The organism is Streptomyces sp. NPDC056486 (assembly GCF_042795295.1).
Lineage (GTDB): Bacteria > Actinomycetota > Actinomycetes > Streptomycetales > Streptomycetaceae > Streptomyces.
Genome location: NZ_JBHTSF010000083.1, coordinates 23,431 through 40,540, shown reverse-complemented (window position 1 = coordinate 40,540; position 17,110 = coordinate 23,431). Strand labels below are relative to the sequence as shown.

Annotated in this window: 16 protein-coding genes; 7 read left to right on the top strand and 9 right to left on the bottom strand. The window is 70.4% G+C overall.

Features of this window, described 5'->3' with window-relative positions; all coding sequences use genetic code 11:
* Positions 1–55: 55 nt before the first annotated feature.
* Positions 56–409: a hypothetical protein gene (locus tag ACFQ7F_RS28145; protein WP_365862628.1), complete on the bottom strand. Its 354-nt coding sequence runs from the start codon at positions 407–409 to the stop codon at positions 56–58.
* A gap of 318 nt (positions 410–727) precedes the next feature.
* Between ACFQ7F_RS28145 and ACFQ7F_RS28140 the strand changes: the two genes are divergently transcribed.
* Positions 728–1,774 (top strand): NlpC/P60 family protein, encoded by a 1,047-nt coding sequence (locus ACFQ7F_RS28140; protein ID WP_383275838.1) that lies wholly within the window; start codon positions 728–730, stop codon positions 1,772–1,774.
* 76 nt (positions 1,775–1,850) lie between these two features.
* On the top strand, positions 1,851–2,489 hold the full coding sequence (locus ACFQ7F_RS28135) for a hypothetical protein (RefSeq protein WP_383275835.1): 639 nt from the start codon (positions 1,851–1,853) through the stop codon (positions 2,487–2,489).
* A 42-nt stretch (positions 2,490–2,531) separates the two neighbouring features.
* Here the strand turns inward: ACFQ7F_RS28135 and ACFQ7F_RS28130 are convergent, their stop codons facing one another.
* Together ACFQ7F_RS28130 and ACFQ7F_RS28125 are read right to left on the bottom strand one after the other, a co-directional pair.
* The gene (locus tag ACFQ7F_RS28130) at positions 2,532–3,314 is read right to left on the bottom strand and encodes a LuxR C-terminal-related transcriptional regulator (RefSeq protein ID WP_383275832.1); all 783 of its coding nucleotides are present in this window, start codon (positions 3,312–3,314) and stop codon (positions 2,532–2,534) included.
* Positions 3,311–4,600, bottom strand: coding sequence for a PspC domain-containing protein (locus tag ACFQ7F_RS28125; protein ID WP_383275829.1), 1,290 nt, complete (start codon positions 4,598–4,600; stop codon positions 3,311–3,313). Before ACFQ7F_RS28125 ends, ACFQ7F_RS28130 begins: the two co-directional genes overlap by 4 nt.
* Positions 4,601–4,784: 184 nt before the next feature.
* Between ACFQ7F_RS28125 and ACFQ7F_RS28120 the strand changes: the two genes are divergently transcribed.
* Together ACFQ7F_RS28120 and ACFQ7F_RS28115 are read left to right on the top strand one after the other, a co-directional pair.
* On the top strand, positions 4,785–6,122 hold the full coding sequence (locus tag ACFQ7F_RS28120) for a PspC domain-containing protein (protein WP_383275826.1): 1,338 nt from the start codon (positions 4,785–4,787) through the stop codon (positions 6,120–6,122).
* On the top strand, positions 6,109–6,396 hold the full coding sequence (locus ACFQ7F_RS28115; protein WP_383275823.1) for a hypothetical protein: 288 nt from the start codon (positions 6,109–6,111) through the stop codon (positions 6,394–6,396). The genes ACFQ7F_RS28120 and ACFQ7F_RS28115 overlap by 14 nt, the downstream gene beginning before the upstream one ends.
* A 59-nt stretch (positions 6,397–6,455) precedes the next feature.
* Here ACFQ7F_RS28115 and ACFQ7F_RS28110 read toward each other — a convergent pair whose 3' ends face one another.
* From ACFQ7F_RS28110 to ACFQ7F_RS28100, 3 genes are all read right to left on the bottom strand, one after another.
* On the bottom strand, positions 6,456–6,980 hold the full coding sequence (locus ACFQ7F_RS28110) for a DoxX family protein (RefSeq protein ID WP_383275820.1): 525 nt from the start codon (positions 6,978–6,980) through the stop codon (positions 6,456–6,458).
* 132 nt (positions 6,981–7,112) lie between these two features.
* A complete protein-coding gene (locus ACFQ7F_RS28105; RefSeq protein WP_383275844.1) occupies positions 7,113–8,378 on the bottom strand; it encodes a hypothetical protein in 1,266 nt (421 codons plus the stop codon).
* Between the two features lie 190 nt (positions 8,379–8,568).
* Complete coding sequence (locus tag ACFQ7F_RS28100) at positions 8,569–9,354, bottom strand: class II aldolase/adducin family protein (protein ID WP_383275817.1); 786 nt, start codon at positions 9,352–9,354, stop codon at positions 8,569–8,571.
* 172 nt (positions 9,355–9,526) lie between these two features.
* Here ACFQ7F_RS28100 and ACFQ7F_RS28095 point away from each other — a divergent pair, with 172 nt between their 5' ends.
* Complete coding sequence (locus ACFQ7F_RS28095; RefSeq protein ID WP_383275814.1) at positions 9,527–10,006, top strand: pyridoxamine 5'-phosphate oxidase family protein; 480 nt, start codon at positions 9,527–9,529, stop codon at positions 10,004–10,006.
* A 74-nt stretch (positions 10,007–10,080) separates the two neighbouring features.
* Here the strand turns inward: ACFQ7F_RS28095 and guaA are convergent, their stop codons facing one another.
* Positions 10,081–11,667 (bottom strand): glutamine-hydrolyzing GMP synthase, encoded by a 1,587-nt coding sequence (gene guaA, locus ACFQ7F_RS28090; RefSeq protein ID WP_383275811.1) that lies wholly within the window; start codon positions 11,665–11,667, stop codon positions 10,081–10,083.
* Positions 11,668–12,164: 497 nt separating this feature from the next.
* Here guaA and ACFQ7F_RS28085 point away from each other — a divergent pair, with 497 nt between their 5' ends.
* Positions 12,165–12,452, top strand: a complete 288-nt coding sequence (locus ACFQ7F_RS28085; protein ID WP_383275808.1) for a chorismate mutase — start codon at positions 12,165–12,167, stop codon at positions 12,450–12,452.
* A 943-nt stretch (positions 12,453–13,395) separates the two neighbouring features.
* On the opposite strand, the gene ACFQ7F_RS28080 is transcribed toward ACFQ7F_RS28085, so the two are convergent.
* Positions 13,396–13,869, bottom strand: a complete 474-nt coding sequence (locus ACFQ7F_RS28080; protein ID WP_383275805.1) for a hypothetical protein — start codon at positions 13,867–13,869, stop codon at positions 13,396–13,398.
* 156 nt (positions 13,870–14,025) lie between these two features.
* On the opposite strand from ACFQ7F_RS28080, the gene ACFQ7F_RS28075 reads away from it, so the two are divergent.
* Positions 14,026–15,132: an LAETG motif-containing sortase-dependent surface protein gene (locus ACFQ7F_RS28075; RefSeq protein WP_383275802.1), complete on the top strand. Its 1,107-nt coding sequence runs from the start codon at positions 14,026–14,028 to the stop codon at positions 15,130–15,132.
* 103 nt (positions 15,133–15,235) lie between these two features.
* Here ACFQ7F_RS28075 and ACFQ7F_RS28070 read toward each other — a convergent pair whose 3' ends face one another.
* Positions 15,236–17,074 (bottom strand): GMC family oxidoreductase N-terminal domain-containing protein, encoded by a 1,839-nt coding sequence (locus ACFQ7F_RS28070; protein WP_383275799.1) that lies wholly within the window; start codon positions 17,072–17,074, stop codon positions 15,236–15,238.
* Positions 17,075–17,110 lie beyond the last annotated feature (36 nt).

The following is a 17,110-nucleotide window of genomic DNA, read 5'->3' as shown; positions in this document are numbered from 1 at the left end:
CGCGTGTGGAGGGCCGTTCTCATGTGCCCGTAATCTGCGGTCAGGTCAGGTCAGGTCAGGTCCACAGCACCGCGATGAAGATGTTCGCGACGGTCAGAAGACCGACGGCGCCGAACATCCCCTTGTCCACCTTCTCCTCGTCACGCTTCACGTAGACCAGCGCGAGGATCACGATCAGCACGGCCATCTTGATGCCGATCTTGAGGTTGTTGACCGGGTTGTCGTCCGCCTGGTTGAGACCCACCAGGACGACGCCCGTGACGAGCATCGTCAGCGCGCCGTGCAGCATCGCCGGGTTGAAGCGGGCCGTGCCCTGGCCCATCTGCTTCATCTGAGTGAGGAAGCCGCCCAGGAGAGAAGCGATGCCGATGATGTGCAGGCCGACGAAGAGATGGGTGAGAACGTCCATGAGTCCGGAGCCTAGCCGGGGCCTTATCACCACTCAGTAGCCAGGTGGGCCACAAGCGCCGCATCGGTCACACACCTACGGGAAGGGCGCCCGCCCCGGCAGATCGCACAGTCACATTCGGTCACCGGCGGCGCACTTCAGCCAGTTGCGCACAATCCGTCACCAAGCCGTGACGGTCAGGTTTAGCGTCCTTCGTCAGGTGACCGGCTCCCCACCGCCGCCCGGATCGGGGGCGGCAGTCGGACACCACCGCCGAGAATCCGGCGGCGGTCCGCTCCCCCTGTGCGGGCCGCCGCCGGAACCTTAAGGAGCCTCTACGTGGCAGCGCACCGCAAGCCCAAAAAGCGCTCGCTCAGTGGCCATACGGCCCGCACCGCCGCCACCATCGCCCTCGCCGGGGCCGCCACGGTCACCGCCTTCGACGGCACAGGACACGCGGATCCGCGGCTCACCCCGGCCGCAGTGAAGTCCAAGGTCGACGCGCTCTACCGCGAGGCGGAGATCGCCACCGAGAAGTACAACGGCGCCAAGGAGAAGGCCGAGAGCGCCGAGAAGTCCCTGGATGAGCTGCGTGACGAAGCGGCCCGCAAGACGGAGAAGCTCAACTCGGCGCGCGCGGGTCTCGGTTCGATCGCCGCAGCGCAGTACCGCACCGGTGGCATCGACCCGGCCGTCCAGCTCGCGCTCTCCTCCGACCCCGACCAGTACCTCGAGCGTGCCGCGCTCGCCGACCGCGCGGACAGCCGCCAGGCCGCGGCCGTCACCGGCGTGCAGAAGCAGCTCCAGGAGATAGACCAGCTGCGCACCGAGGCCGACGACACACTCGTGGACCTCAGGTCCCGCCAAGCGGAGCTGAAGAAGAACAAGAAGACCGTCACCGGAAAGCTCGACGCGGCCAAGCGGCTCCTGTCGCAGCTCACCGCCGAGCAGCGCGCGAAGCTCACGGGCGACGGCGACAGGGCCTCCCGCGCAGCGGGCCGTGACGGCTCCCTGAACGGCTCGGCCAAGGCCCCCAACTCCCGCGCCTCAGCGGCTGTCTCGTACGCCTACAAGGCGCTCGGCAGCCCGTACGTATGGGGCGCCACCGGCCCCAACGCCTTCGACTGCTCGGGTCTCACCCAGGCCGCCTACCGGTCTGCGGGGGTCGCCCTGCCGCGCACGACGTACGCGCAGATCAACGAGGGCCAACGGATCCCGCGCTCTCAACTCCGGCCCGGAGACCTGGTCTTCTTCTACCAGGGCATCAGCCATGTCGGGATCTACGTGGGCAACGGCCAGATGATCCACGCCCCGAATCCGAGCGCACCGGTGCGCCTGGCGCCGATCAGCCAGATGCCGTTCGCGGGGGCCGCTCGGGTGGCGTGAGGGGCCATGTGGGCGGGGGCGAGGACCGCGCGGGTGGCCTGTAGGGCCTCGCGGACCCGCAGGTACTGTCAGGGCCATGCCCCGCCGTACGCTGCCGCCGCCTCCGCCACCCGCCTATCTGCGCACCTGGCCGGACCGCAACGCGCTGCTGCACGACCGCGGCACGGCGCTCGAAGAGCTGCGCAGGCGGAGCCTTGGGATACACCGGATCCTGCTGCTCTGGCTGTTCGCGCTCGGCTGCGTCATCGGCTGGGCGCTCCTGACGGTGCCGCTGGAGATGATCGAGGACCACGATCCGACGGCCTTCGTCCTGGGCCCGCTCTGCGCGGTCCTGGGCCTCGGGGCTCTCACTCCCTCGGTGATCGGCGTCGTCGTCGGTATACGCAGCGACCGCAAGGCCCGCGAACTCACCGAAAGCTGGCTGGCGCTGGACAGCCACCCGCCATCCGACGCCGCTCTCCGCTCCCCCGGCCTCAGCCTCTGCTGGCTCCTCTCGTCCTTCCTCGTCTGCGCGGTCGGCCTGTGGGCGTCCTTCGCGGCCGCCGCCTACGCCGAACCCGGACGAGACTCGTACAGCGACGTCGTGCTCGGCATGGGCACGGGCCTCATCCTGTGGCTGACGGGTCTCATCGGCATCACCAAGGCAGTGGGCCACTACCGCTGGGCGATACGGAAGTTGGGCCCCGCCTCCGCCACGAACGGCGCGCACCACTGAACCAAGGCCTGACCGTCCACGAAGGCAGGACCGGCCCGACCGTCAGACCAGCCGCCGCGCGGTGGCCCACCGCGTCAGCTCGTGCCGGTTGGACAGCTGGAGCTTCCGCAGCACCGCCGACACATGCGACTCCACCGTCTTCACGGAGATGAAGAGCTGCTTGGCGATCTCCTTGTACGCGTACCCGCGCGCGATGAGCCGCAGCACCTCGCGCTCGCGCTGGGTGAGGCGGTCCAGGTCCTCGTCCACCGGCGGCGCGTCGGTCGACGCGAAGGCGTCGAGGACGAAACCGGCGAGACGCGGCGAGAAGACCGCGTCGCCGTCCTGCACACGGAAGATGGAGTCGACCAGGTCGGTGCCGGTGATCGTCTTGGTGACATAGCCGCGGGCACCGCCGCGGATGACCCCGATGACGTCCTCCGCGGCGTCCGAGACGGAGAGCGCGAGGAACCGCACAGGGCTCTCGGCATCGGACATCAACGGAGCGCAGCGGCGCAGCACTTCGACACCGCCGCCGCCCGGAAGGTGCACGTCGAGGAGCACGACCTCGGGGCGCGTCGTCGTGATGACCGTGACCGCCTGGTCGACGTCCGCGGCCTCGCCGACGACCTCGACACCGGTGGTCGCGGTCCTGCCGATCTCCGCCTGGACGCCCGTGCGGAACATCCGGTGGTCGTCGACGAGGACGACGCGCGCTCGGCGCCCCTCCTGGTCACCACCGACGGCGGCACCGGCAGCACCGGCAGCACCGACCGCATCGGCCGACGGCTCGGCCGCACCCTCTGATCCGCCCCTGGGCCCCACGGGCTCACTCGCGTCGCTCATGTCGTCGCCGTCCTCTCCATCTCCAGCTCGACTTCCGTGCCGCCCCCCGGCACCGCGCGCAGCCGCGCCGTGCCGCCGTTGCGCTGCATACGGCCGATGATCGATTCTCGTACGCCCATGCGGTCGTCCGGCACGGAATCCAGATCGAAGCCGGGGCCACGGTCCCGGACGGACACGAACACCGTCTGCCCCTCGACTTCGGCGAAGACCTGCACCGCACCGCCATCGCCACCGTACTTGGCGGCGTTCACCATTGCTTCCCGCGCGGCCTGCGTCTGCGCCGTCAGCCGGTCGTCGAGCGGGCAGTCACCGACTATGACGACCTCGATGGGGACGCCGTGCTTGTCCTCCACCTCCGCGGCGTCGCGCCGGACCGCTTCGGCGAGGGTGTCGGGCTCATCCGCCTCGTCCTTGCCCGTGCCCTCGGGCTTGTAGAGCCATTGGCGCAGGTCACGCTCCTGGGCGCGGGCCAGGCGGCGCACCTCTGAGGCGTTCTCGGCGTTGCGCTGGATCAGGGTCAGGGTGTGCAGGACCGAGTCGTGCACATGGGCGGCGACCTCCGCCCGCTCCTGGGCACGGATACGCATCAACCGCTCCTCGGAGAGGTCCTGCATCATGCGCACGAGATAGGGGCCGGCGAGCAGCGCGACGCCGACGAGCACGGCGAGCGCGGCCTGCAGCACGGAGCTGAGGTGCGAGGTGGAGCCCTGCAGCACCACGATGCCGGTGACACCGGCGCCCACGAGCAGCACTCCGGCACCCGCGCGGGCGATGGTCAGGGTGCGCCTGCGGCGGCCGACGGCCATCCAGCGGGCCCGGCGTGCGTTGTCGGCCTGCCGCCAGACCAGGGCGACACCGGCGCCGACGAGCAGGGTCGGCCAGAGATAGGCCTTGGTCGAGCTGCCCAGATCCACGTTGCCGACGAAGACCATGGCGACGACGACCATCGCGAGCAGCGCGACGAGCTGGCCCTTGTCCGGCTTGCGGGCCACGAGTCTGCGGCGCCCGTCGGGGGCCGTCTCGCTGGTGACAGCGGACGGCGGGCGCTGGGCGTCGACCCCGCCGACGCCCAGCGGCACGAAGAACCAGAACGCCGCATACAGCAGTGCGCCGAGCCCGTCCGCCATGAACAGGCCGGCGAAGATCAGCCGCACCCAGACGACGGGCAGCCCGAGATGACCGGCGAGGCCGCGTGCGACACCGCCGAGCCAACGGCCGTCACCGCTGCGATAGAGCTTTCGCAGCGGCCGCTCGTCTTCGATGGATACTGCTGCGGCTTCCGGCATGCCTCCGATATTCACACGCGTACGCGGGCGCGGGCATCAGGGTCGACCCCCGAGACGCCCCTGATCTCCACCCCGGACGGCGGGGGCGCGGCGGTCGGGGCAGGGACGTGTCAGGGGCGATCTCAGGGTTCGTCCAGGGTTGTCCCGGCTGCCGCGGCGGCCTCCGGCCCGTCACCATGGACACATGACAGACGAGCAGCCCGCCGGGACGGGCCCGCAGGCCGCGCCGCGCGATCCCCTCACCGCCACGGCGCAGGAGCCGGGTGGGCCGCTGTTCGTGCGGGCCTTCCGCCGCGACCGGCGGCACAAAAGGCTGGGCGGCGTGTGCGCGGGGCTCGGTCAGCACTGCGACATGGACCCGGTGATCTTCCGGATCGGGCTCGCGCTCCTCTCGATCACCAGCGGCCTCGGCCTGGTCTTCTACGGCTTCGCGTGGCTGTTCGTTCCCTACGAGGACGAGGAGGAGAACGAGGCACGCAGGCTTCTCTCCGGCCGGGTGGACGGCCAGGCACTGACGGCCGTGCTCTTCGCGCTCGTCGGCTGCGGCGTCTTCCTCTCCCTTCTGAACAACGGCGGGGCGCTCACCTTCGCCGCCGTCCTCGCGCTGCTCCTCGCAGGCGCGGGGTACTGGTCGCAGCAGCGCGGCACGACCACTCCCGACCCGGTGGCGGCCCAGGCCGTGGCGGACGCCCCGCCCGAGGCGAAGGCACCGCCGGTGGCGGGTGCCCCTTCGTGGTGGCGGGACCCGATCATCAAAGACGGCACGCACGACGGGATCTCGGGCTATTTCTGGGGGCCTGAGGGAGTGGCCGTCCAGTACCAGCCCGATCCCCCGCACGGGCCGATACGGCGGCGGGAGCCCGAGGCGGCCCCCCGGCCAAAGCCGCGCGGTCCGCGCTGGATCGGCGGCTTCGTCTTCCTGGGAGCGCTGCTCGCCGGCGGTCTCGGCACCGCCCTCACCTGGGAGGAGCAGTCGCTCAGCATCAGCCTGCAGACCGGCCTCGCCCTCGCGCTCGCCGTGTTCGGCATCGGCATCGCGCTCAGCGCCTTCCTCGGGCGCACCGGCGTGGGTTCGATCGTGCTCTCGGTGATCACGGCCGCGCTGCTCGCGGGCGCGGCCGTGCTGCCCAAGGACATCAGCACCAGTTGGGCGGAGACGGAGTGGCGACCGACCGCGGTGGAACAGGTCAAGCCCCAGTACGAACTGGGGACAGGCCTCGGCACACTCGACCTGACCCGCGCCGGCCCCGCCAAGGGCCGGACGGTGAGCACCAGTGCCGAATTGGGAGCGGGGCAGCTGAAGGTGATCCTGCCGAAGGACAGCACGGTGAAGCTGGACATCGAAGTGGGCGTCGGTGACATCCAGTTGCCGGACGACCCCAAGAGAGACGTGGACATCGCTCCGGGCAAGGGGAAGTCGGTGACGCTGACCCCGCCCGCGGGCAGCAAGGACGGCGGCACACTCGAGCTGCGCGTCGAGGTAGGCATCGGACAGGTGGAGGTGGCCCGTGCTACGTCATGAGTTCCATCCCGGCAAGCTGGTCCTTGGCCTGTTCCTGCTGATAGCGGCCATCGCCTACGCGGGCGACGCGGGCGGCATCTGGGACACACCGTGGTTCATGGCGTTCCCGCTCCTCCTTGCGGGTCTGCTGCTCGGAGGCGCGGCGGCAGCCGTGTCCTACGGCATACGCGGCCGGTCCACCGCCCGCACGGCGAACCGCGTCCCGGACCGCTCGCCCGACCGCATAGCAGACCGCACGACGGACCGCTCGGCCGACGACTCCACGGACGCCTAGCCGACCCGCCCCCGGCGCCCCCAGTCCCGCCTCAGCCCGGCCAGGCCCGCCTTTGGGCCTCAGTCGAGCCCCGATGCGTACCTGCGCCGGTCCGTGATCATCGCGTCGATCGAGAAGACGGACGCCCCGGCGAGGATCAGCGGGAGCCAGGCCATCAGGTAGGCCAGGTCGTTGCCGTAGTAGTAGGGCTCGGTGGACCAGCTCACGGTCAGCCAGAGGCTGAGCGAGATCAGCGCACCGCCGAGCGCGGCGATCCGGGCGAACAGACCGACGAGGGTGCCGATGCCGACGGCCAGCTCACCGAAGGCGATGGCGTAGCCGAAGCCGACGGGGCTCTTGAGGGAGAGGTCGACGAGGGCCGGGACGGCGGAGATGTCGCGGACGCCTTCCATCATCTCGCCGATGGACCCCGAGCCACTGGCCGACATGAAGGCACTGTCGGTGAGCTTGTCCAGACCCGCATAGATGAAGGTGACGCCGAGGAAGATCCGAAGCGGTAGCAGGGCGTATCGGGAAGCGCTCTCCCGCCAGCCGCTGCTTCTGACGTAGCTGGTGTGGCTGTCGGTACGCATGCCGTGAGCCATCGCTCTCGCCGCCTCTCCCGTTGACCCGCTTCGCCCATGGACCCGTCATCTGACGATACGTACGAACAGGGGGGCCTGCTCAGTGGCTTGCACCGAATTCGCCAGGACCGGCCCGGCGCCGGGACGGGGGCTTCAGTCCGTGACGTCGATCGTGCAGCGGTTCGTCTCCACGCCCGCAGCCGTGATCACCTGGACGTCGACGCGCCCCGGCTCCACGTCGACCGGGACGGGCACGGTCAGGACCGCGTCGGTCGGGTTGGTGAAACCGCCCGGCACGGGGACGAGCGGCACATGGACGTGCACGGTTCCGATGCGAACGACCATACGGGCGAGACGATCGGCGCTCTGCGCACCAGGGGGCACGAATCCGGCACCGCGGATCTCGATGTCGTCGCCCGTGCGGATGGGAGCGTCGAGATCACCGGCCTCGCGGGCGCGCACCACGGAGAGGATCACGGGCCGGCCGCCCTCGGCGTACTTGCCCGCGAGGTATGTCGCCGCCGACACCAGGACGAGGAGTGCGAGACCCCACGGCAGGTCGGGCAGCTGCTCGGGGCGGCGCGCGAGGCGTACGGCGGCGAAGACCATGGCGACGGCGCCGACCAGGACGTACTGCACGTCCGCGAAGCTGCCGCGGCCCGCGTCGTCGGTCAGCAGGTCGGCGGCCCGGGGTCGGTCGGCGGGCACCTTCTGCAGCCGCTGCCCAAGGACGCGCAGGCCCACCACGCGGCGTACGAGCACGGCGACCCCGCAGACCACGGCAAGGACGGTCACGACGCCGGCGGCGCGGGCGAGGTCGAGCCCGGCGATCAGTTCGTCCCGCTCACGGTGGCCCGAAGCCCCGGCGAGCCCACCCACCAGGACGAGCACGGCGAAGACGACGAGGAGGACCCAACAGGCGGCCACCGCGCGGGAGGTGGAGAGGCGGTTGTCCTCGCCGATCAATGGCGCGAAGATGCCGCCGCGCGCCCGGTGCGCGTATCCGGCGCCGGTCAGCAGGAGACCGACGACCGTGGCCGCGAGCACTCCGGCGGTCCGGGCAAGGGTCCATCCGGTGCCGATCGCGGTGAGCGCCTGGACCAGGAGCAGGACGCCCACGGCCACCCAGACGACGCCGACGGTGCGCCGCCACAGCCGGCCGAGCCAGGCATCGCCCTCGGCCCGGCCGCGTTCGGCGACGGCGCGTGCGGACTGGGTCAGCTCGTCCGACACCCACTGCCGGGAAGCTCCCGCCGAGTGGGCGACCGCCGCGGGCAGCCCCTGTCCCGTCGCCAGCTCGTCCCGCTTGGCGAGGAATGCGGCCACGGCACGCCGATGCCCCTCACGCGCACCGTGCGGGCAGTCGCCACATGTGCAGCCGCCCCCGTGTGCGCCCTGCCGCGCCTCCTGCACCGCCACCACCGCGTACGCCGCCTTCCCCGCCCTCATTCGAGCACCGAAACGTGAACTTCCTTGCGATGAAAGGGGATTGTGCCGTACTGGGAGGCGATCAGGTTCCTCGGGTCAACTCAGCGAGGGTGTTTTCCGCCCACCCGTGTTGACGTCGAGGGTCACGGGCTCGGGATCGGGCTCGGGATCGGGATCGGGCTCAGGCCAGCAGATCCGGTTCGCTGCGGCTGATGTCCTGCCACAGGGACTGGTAGTTGATCCACGCTACGAGGTCGCTGCCGAGTTGCTCGCGCGTCGCCACCGCCTGCTTGTGGCCGATGAGGATCGGGCGGCCCGCGGCCCGCGCGCTCAGCTGGACCTGGCAGGAGCGCTCCATCGTGAGGAACCACCAGGCGGCGGCGTCGACGGAGTCGCCGACGGTGAGCAGCCCGTGGTTGCGCAGGATGACGGCCTTGTGGTCGCCGAGCGCGGTGGCGATCCGGCGGCCCTCGTCCGAGTCCACGACGACGCCCGTGTAGCCGTCGTACAGCGCGTGGCTCTCGTAGAAGGCGCAGGCCTCCTGCGTGATCGGGTCGAGGAGTTCGCCGAGCGTGGACAGGGCGCGGCCGTGCAGCGAGTGGCAGTGCGCGACGGCGACGACGTCGGGCCGCGCCAGGTGCGCCTGCGCGTGGACGGTGAAGGCGGCCTGATTGACGTGGTGGCGGCCCTCGACGACCTGCCCCTGCGCGTTGACGAGGACCAGATCGCCCACGGTGACGTGCTTGAAGGGCATCCCGAAGGGGTTCACCCAGAAACAGTCCTCGAGCTCCGGGTCCCGCGCCGTGATGTGCCCGGACACCCCGTCCTCGTATCCGAGCCGCCCGAAGATCCGCAACGCCCCGGCGAGCCGTTCCTTGCGGTACCGCCGTTCGTCCGCCAACGAGTCGTGCACCGGCGGCATCGCGAACTGCAACCGCTCGACGGGTATCGGTGTGGGCGCCTGCATGTGTCCTCCATCCCTGACTGTACGGAGCGGAAGTTACCGCCGGTCAGCGCAGGAAGACAGGGGTCCCCTGTGAAGAGAGTGCGCATGCGGGGCGAGTCGCCGGGCGAGCCGGACGCAGATCGGTGCGCCAAACCGGACAGCAGGTGTCGGGTATCGGCGGGAGACTCGCCGTATGACGACCAACTGGGCAGCCTTCAGCGCAGCGGAACCCACCTTCGCGCGGACCGCCGAGGAGCGGTTCGGCCAGTTCACGCACCACATCCTCGCCACACTCCGCAAGGACGGATCACCACGCACGACCGGCCTCGAAGTCCGTTTCCTGTACGGGGAATTGTGGCTCGGCATGATGCCGGACTCGATGAAGGCGCTCGACCTGCGCCGCGATCCGCGCTTCTCGATCCAGGCGAATCCGGGACCGGGCACGGAGATGGCCGGCGGCGACATCCGGATCTCCGGGCGAGCGATCGAGGTCGAGGATCCCGAGGTCATCGCGCGGTACGTGGGCGATGTGAACCCGCCGGACCCGTCCGCCTTCCACCTCTTCCGCACGGAGCTGACGGAGGTGGTCCGGACGTACATCGAGGACGAGAAGTATCTGGCGGTGCAGCTGTGGAAGCCGGGTACGCCGGCGCGGACGACCAGGCGGACCTGACGTACGCGAACGGCGCCGCCCACCTCGGTGGACGGCGCCGTGTCAGCTCTGCGGGAACGCCCCCGCGGGGAGGACTACTCCCACTCGATGGTGCCCGGCGGCTTGCTCGTCACGTCGAGGACGACGCGGTTCACGTCGGCGACCTCGTTCGTGATGCGCGTGGAGATCTTCGCGAGGACGTCGTACGGGAGGCGCGACCAGTCGGCGGTCATGGCGTCCTCGGACGAGACGGGCCGCAGCACGATCGGGTGGCCGTACGTCCGGCCGTCGCCCTGCACGCCCACGCTGCGCACGTCCGCGAGCAGCACGACCGGGCACTGCCAGATCTCGCGGTCGAGACCGGCCGCCGTCAGCTCCTCGCGGGCGATCGCGTCGGCCTCGCGGAGCAGGTCCAGGCGCTCCTTGGTGACGTCGCCGACGATGCGGATGCCGAGGCCTGGGCCCGGGAAGGGCTGGCGCTGGACGATCTCGTCCGGCAGGCCGAGCTCCTGCCCGACCATCCGCACCTCGTCCTTGAAGAGCTGGCGCAGCGGCTCGATCAGCTGGAACTCGAGGTCCTCGGGGAGGCCGCCCACGTTGTGGTGGGACTTGATGTTCGCGGTGCCGGTGCCGCCGCCGGACTCGACGACGTCGGGGTACAGCGTGCCCTGGACGAGGAACTCGACGGGCTGGTCACCGGGCGCCTCGGCGACGATTTCCGCCTGGGCCTGCTCGAAGACGCGGATGAACTCGCGGCCGATGATCTTCCGCTTCTGCTCGGGGTCGGAGACCCCGGCAAGCGCGCTCAGGAAGCGCTCCTGCGCGTCGACGACCTTGAGCTTCACGCCCGTGGCCGCGACGAAGTCCTTCTCGACCTGCTCTGTCTCACCCTTGCGCATCAGACCGTGGTCGACATACACGCAGGTCAACTGCGAACCGATGGCCTTCTGTACGAGGGCTGCGGCCACGGCGGAGTCGACGCCGCCGGACAGGCCGCAGATCGCACGCTTGGTGCCGACCTGCTCGCGGATCGCGGCGACCTGCTCCTCGACGATGTTGCCGGTGGTCCAGTCGGGCTTCAGGCCCGCGCCCCGGTAGAGGAAGTGCTCGAGCACCTGCTGGCCGTGCGTGGAGTGCATGACCTCGGGGTGGTACTGCACGCCGTACAGCTTCTTCTCGTCGTCCTCGAAGGCCGCGACGGGCACGACGTCCGTGGACGCGGTGACGGCGAAGCCCTCGGGCGCCGCGCTGCAGGCGTCGCCGTGCGACATCCACACGGACTGCTCGTCCGGGGTGCCCTCGAAGAGGGTCGATCCGGACTTGGAGACGTGCAGGGGCGTTCGGCCGTACTCACGGGCGCCCGTGTTGTCGACGGTGCCGCCGAGGGTGGTCGCCATCAGCTGGAAGCCGTAGCACATGCCGAAGACGGGAACACCTGCCTCGAACAGCGCGCGGTCCACGGAGGGCGCTTCTTCCGCGTACACCGACGAAGGGCCGCCGGAGAGGATGATCGCGGCGGGGTTCTTCGCGAGCATCTCGGAGACCGGCATGCTGCTCGGCACGATCTCGCTGTAGATCCGGGCCTCACGGACACGTCGGGCGATGAGCTGGGCGTACTGCGCTCCGAAGTCGACGACCAGAACGGTGTCGGGGGCGGCGGCAGCGGGGGACGCTGATGGCACGGCGGCGGCCTTCCGGCGTTGAGCGTGAGCTTTCGCGTGAGCTGTGGCTCGTGCGTGAGCAGGGGTCTGTTTTGTCGATTCTAACGGCCCCGCGGACACCCCCTTCGTCACATCCGACGGAGCCCCGCCCCTTGTACCCGGCACCCGGGCACCCCGGGTGCCCCGGGTGCCCCGGGTGCCCCGGCGCCAGACGGAGTCCCGCGGCGTCTCAGCATCCGAGCCGTGGCGGAACCCGTGTTGACCGGGCATGCGCGCGTGGGGGCATACTGGCCTCGTGACCAAGCACCTGAGCTTCCTCTTTACCTATGGCAACCGGCCCGCCGGCTGCCATGGTCGAGCTGCTTGATCCACTGACAAGCGACTTCCCAGGCGCCCCGGGCCGACAAGGCCCGGGGCGTTCTGTCATTTCCGGACCTTGTCACTCCGGGGCACTCACCCGAATCACGTGATCCACGTCCACCTGATCCACGTGATCCACATCCGATGAGGAGCCCCGCATGACCATCGCCACGACCGACAAGACCGGCGCCCGCACCCCCGAGGCCGCCGATGTGATCGAGGGCGCGCGCGACCGTATCGACGCACTCGACGACCGCATCATCGGTCTCGTACAGGAACGGATGGCCGTGTCGGCCGTCATCCAGGAGGCCCGGATCGGTTCGGGCGGCCGTCGCGTCAATCTCTCGCGCGAGATGGAGGTCCTCGGCCACTACAGGGACGCGCTCGGCAAGCCCGGTACGTCGCTCGCGATGACGCTCCTGGAGCTGTGCAGGGGCCAGGTCTGAGCGCCTCCCGGCTCACCTCCGGAAGAGCTTCGGAATCCACCCTTGTGTCATCCCTTGCGCCACCCCTTGTGCCACCGGATCTGAGTTCGGGCCCGGTCTCACCCGTACGGCGCGTGACCGGGCCCTCGGGCTCTTCGTTGGTCCCGATGTCCGTGCCAGCCAGGGGCGGGCACGGAAAACCACGCGTGGCTCCGCTGGAGCGATGAGGCGCACACCTGGTGTGCGCCGTGGGACCTCGCTCCAGAGACGTGACCGGACGGCAGGGGACAGCAGCCCGGTCACCCAGGGAACGGTCGGCTTCGGGGACGCCCGAAGCCGACCGGCCTCCGTCCCCCCAAGCGTCCCCCGAAGCGGTCCCCCCACGGCGCCGCCGCACGGGCCCCCCCGCGGCCCCCGGCCGCCCCCGCCCGGCCCCGGGGCCCCCCGGCCCGCCCCGGCCGGGGGGGGTGGGGGGCCCCCCCTCCCCCCCCCGGCCTCCGTCCCCCAAAGCGTCCCCCGAAGCGGTCCCCCAAGGCATCCCCAGAACGTCCCCCAAAGCGCCCCTCAGCCGCCCCCCACCGTCTCCAGGCCCCCCGGCCCCTCAGCTCTGCAGCTTCTGTGTCCCCGCAGAAAGCCCCAGCTGTCCCTGTTCGTCAGGATCACGTCGAACCGGTTGCGCGGGTCACGGCGCATCCAGCACGATGCCTAGCAGGACAAGCCGCGAGCGCGGCAGTGCACAACTCAATTGCCATTGGTCGAGACCACTTGTGCGCCCCCCGTGCGCCGGGGCGGCCACCGGTGTCCTCCCGACCTGCGGCGCACTCCCCCGGCGCCGCTCCGCGGCACCGACGCTGCCCTGACGTCGGTGCTGACAGCCAAGGGCCCCGCGGATCCGTCCCGCGGGGCCCTTCGGTCTTCCATCACTTCAGTACTCCAGCACCCCAGCCGCCCCATGCGGAGTCGCCTACCGCCAGATCCAGAACCGGAACGGGCTGAGGAGCACGATCGCCAGCGCCATGCCGCCCACCACGATCACCACGCTCCACACCCGGCGGCTGCGCTCCGAACGCCCGTCGCGCCGCGGTCCGGTCGGCGCCGCCCGCCACTCGTCGGGCCGCCACGCCCCGGCGGCACCCTCTCCCCGCGCCGCCTTGCGCTTCCTGCGCCTGCGGCCCAAGGCCCGGGAGTCCGCCGCCCGTTGGCGCGCCGCCTCCTCGTCGAGGCGCCGCAGCCGCTCGGCCACCATGCGCGCCCGCGCGGACGGCTCCTTCGGCGCCGATGAACGGATGTCGCGCAGGCTGTCGCGCTCGAACCGCTCCCACACGTCGTCCGGCATCTGATCGGGCATCTGATCCGACAGCCGATCCGGCCTCGGCTCCGACTTCCGCTCCGACTTCCGCTCCGACCTCTGCTCCGGTATCTCATCCGGATCCGCCACGCCGCCCCCTCGCTGCTGCACTTGCTCCCGGCGAATCACCGTAGAGCGGAGGAATTTCTACGGCACCCGGCGATGGACGCACAAGCTGTGTGATCCAAGCCACATAAGAATTATGTGAAGTAAAGGACAACCATTCACAGCGGACACAGGTCATGCATGCGTAACAACGGCCACACCCGCGTCCCCACCGCGGAGGCCTCCACCTCCGTATCGCCCACCAGGTGGTACGCCGGACTGACTGAGGTCTTCATGAAGCTCCGCCGTGTCATGGCCGCTGCGGCCGCGACCGCTGCCATAGCTCCGATCGCGCTCCTTTCGGCCCCTGCCGCCTTCGCGGACGGGGACACCACCCCGCCTCCGAGCTCTACGGCCCCCGCGTCCGAGACGCCGCCGTCCACGCCCGCCGAGACCCCGCCCAGCACGCCCGCCGAGACCCCGCCCAGCACGCCGGCCGAGACGCCGCCGACCACGCCGCCCGGGGCGACTCCGCCGATCGAGATCGGGACGGCCACGCCCGCGACCGAGCCCCCCGAGACCGAGGAGCCCACCGAGGAGCCCTCGCAGTGCCCGGTCGACGAGGACGGCGTGGATGTCGACTCGGAGCTGGAGATGGAGCTCTCGGGCCTGCCCGGCAAGATCGTCGCCGGTAGCGGCTGGCACCAGTTCAAGCTGACCGCCACCAACCCGACCGACGAAGACCTCGGCGAGGTCCAGTGGCTCGCCTCCGCGGACAGCTGGACGGCGAGCAAGGACAAGGAGGACTGGCTCTCCGACTACGCGCAGATCCAGTACTTCAACCCCGAGTCCAAGGCCTGGGAGTCCATCGCGGACGAGGTCTCGAGCGGCCTCTACTTCGGCACCACCGAGCTGGGCGCCAAGGGCAAGGTCGACATCAAGCTGCGCCTCAACATCAGCGCCAAGGCCCCGGCCGGTGACGGCTACGCGCTCGGCCTCGGCGGCTACCTCGACTCCGAGCAGAACTGCGTGCACGAGTCGTTCTCGTACTTCGGGTTCATCATCCTGAAGCCCGGCAGCGACAACGAGAACCCGGGCAAGGCCGAGGAGAACAAGGGCGGCAAGACGCCCACCGGTGGCAAGACGCCCCAGGGCGGCGCCAAGGTGATCCCGACCACCGGCAGCCTCGCCGAGACCGGCTCCAGCTCCATGCTGCCGACCATCGGCCTCGTCGGCGGTGTCGCCGTCGTCGCCGGTGCGGGCGCGGTCTTCGCCGTCCGCCGCAAGAAGGCCGACGCCGGCGCATGACGCCACGGCGCGTCACAGCGCCTGAGGCCACGCTCGCGAAAGGACCTGCGCTCGGAGGGGGGTGCAGGTCCTTTCGCGTACGCGGCTCCGGTAGCCGCCGCGGCTACTTCTTGGCGGGCACGGAAGGCATCCCCAGGAAGGGAAGCTTCAGCGCGCCGAACGCGTCCGCCGGTACCGCCGGGGTCTTCGGCTCGACGGCGGCGAGACGTACGTACTGCGCGCCCTGCGCGGGACGCGTGTCCTCGCCGCCCTTGTTGGGCCAGAACGACATCGCGCGCTCGGCCTGCGCGGTGATCGTCAGGGAGGGGTTCACGCCCAGGTTCGCGGAGACCGCGGCGCCGTCGACGACCGAGACGCCGGGGTGGCCGTAGAGGCGGTGGTAGGGGTCGATGACCCCGGTCTCGGCGGAGTCGCCGATCGGGCAGCCGCCCAGGAAGTGCGCGGTCAGCGGGGTGCCCATCAGCTCGCCGACGTTCGACCCCGCGAAGCCGTTGATCTCCTTGGCGAGCAGCGTCGCGGCCTCGGTGGCCTCGGGGATCTGCGTCGGGTTGGGCGCGCCATGGCCCTGCCGTGCGGTCAGCAGGCCCTTGCCGATGCCCTTCTCCTTGCGGTACGTGGTCAGGGAGTTGTCCAGCGTCTGCATGACGAGGCCGATGATGGTCCGCTCCGACCAGCGCCGGTTGGAGAGCGAACGGACCATCAGCCAGGGGTGCTTGGCCACGTTGCCGAGCCATCCCGTGACGCGCGCCTTGCCGCCGCCCTTGATGCTGTACGGCACCTGCAGGATCGTCATGCCGCCCATCGCGTTGGACTTCTTGCCGTAGCGGACCGGCTCGATGTGCGTGGTGGCGTTCGGGTGTATCGACGAGGTGATCGCGACGCCCTTGGTGAAGTCCGCCTTCTCGATGCCGTGCTGCTTGCGGTAGCGGCGGTCGGTGGTCTGCGAGCCGACAAGGGCCTCGGAGTTGGTGCGGGTCAGCGCGCCGAGCCGTCCCGAGATCTGCGGGAGCAGGCCGGTGTCCTTCATGCGGTGCAGGAGCGTCTGCGTGCCGTAGGTGCCCGCGGCGACGACGACCTTGCGCGCCGTGAACGTACGGCCCTTGCCCTTGCGCTTGCTGTCGGTGGGCAGCGTGGCGACGGCGTATCCGCCCCGCGAGTCCTCGGTGACGGTGACGACGGACGTCATCGGGTGGATGACGGCGCCCGCCTTCTCCGCCAGGTAGAGGTAGTTCTCGTTGAGGGTGTTCTTCGCGCCGTGCCGGCAGCCCGTCATGCACTCGCCGCACTCGCTGCAGGCCTTGCGCGAGGGACCCGCGCCCCCGAAGTAGGGATCGGGAACTTCCTGGCCGGGCTTGGCCGTTGAAGTACCTGAGGCGTCCTGCTCGTCGCCGAAGAAGACGCCGACCGGCGCCATGTGGAAGCTGTCGCCCACCCCCATGGCCTGGGCGGTCGCCTTCAGGTGGACGTCGGACGGAGTCGTGGTCGGGTTCAGCCGCACCCCGAGCATGCGCTTGGCCTGCTCGTAGTAGGGGCTGAGTTCGTCCTGCCAGTCCGTGATGTCCTTCCACTGCGCGTCCTCGAAGAACGGCGCGGGGGGTACGTAGAGCGTGTTCGCGTAGTTCAGCGAACCTCCGCCGACTCCCGCCCCCGCGAGCACCATCACGTTGCCGAGCAGATGGATGCGCTGGATGCCGTAGAGGCCGAGGGCCGGGGCCCAGAGGTAGTTCTTGAGGTCCCAGGAGTTCTTCGGGAGCGACTCACGGGTGAAGCGGCGCCCCGCTTCGAGTACGCCGACGCGGTAGCCCTTCTCCGTCAGACGCAGGGCGGAGACGGAGCCGCCGAAGCCCGAACCGACAACGATGACGTCGTAGTCGTACGACGCGTCGTCGTACCCACCCGCCTCACTGTCCGGCTGTTTCTGGACAGAGCTCTCCTGTGACATTGACTCTCCTCGTTGAGAACTGACCCCTAGAGAACG